The 691-nt window shown below is 62.4% G+C and carries 1 protein-coding gene; it reads left to right on the top strand.

The window, feature by feature from the left end; translation table 11 throughout:
• Positions 1-659, top strand: a 659-nt coding sequence (locus AX690_RS14285; RefSeq protein ID WP_197426866.1) for a conjugal transfer protein TraG N-terminal domain-containing protein, incomplete at its 5' end; no start/stop codon positions are given.
• Between the last annotated feature and the right edge of the window lie 32 nt (positions 660-691).

Raw genomic sequence — 691 nt, 5'->3', positions numbered from 1 at the left:
CCCGCCTGTCGGCCGCCCTGACCGTTCAGGGACAGAACGCGGCTCTGCTCTTGTCTCGGAGCCTCGAGCCGGAGCGCACGGATACAGACGCCGCACGGGTAACCCGAACCCAAGGTCAGGCCGGCACGCTGGCGGGCCTGATGGGGTTTGCGTCAAATGATGGCCAGAAGCTGATTGAGCAGGCCGCGGTCGCCAACCAGCTAAGAGCGGCCGTCGTCGGCGGCGACACGTCTGCTGGCGCGTCGCTGGCCGCTGCGCAAGCCGAGGTTCAGACGCACAACACCCAGACCCTGCTCGGCCCGGTGGGCGCTAAGGCGATCATCCTTCTGAAGATCGTCGTCGACTGCCTCTTCATCGGGATGTTCGGGATTATGTTCCCGCTCTTCCTGTTGCCGCAAATCGGCCTGAAGCTGCTGCAGGGCTATTTTACGGGCTTTTTCTACCTGCAGCTCTGGGGCCCGATGTACGTGATCATCCATAAGATCGCGATGACGGCCTCCATTGCAGCTGCAGCTTCGGCGGCTAAGATCCCGGGCGCCAACTCTGGCCTCACGCTTCAAACCGTCAGCGGCGTCGGTGACATCAACACCCTGATCCAGGGCGTGGCCTCGGGAATGATCCTGATGGTTCCGGTCATTGTACGTCGTCAGAAGTTTTGAGACAGCCGGGCTGCGGATTTAGCGGAGGGTTG

Origin of the sequence: Caulobacter sp. CCH9-E1, assembly GCF_001556515.1 — a bacterium.
Lineage (GTDB): Bacteria > Pseudomonadota > Alphaproteobacteria > Caulobacterales > Caulobacteraceae > Caulobacter.
Note: the sequence above shows the minus strand (reverse complement) of the source record. Positions and strands in the feature narration are given on the sequence as shown.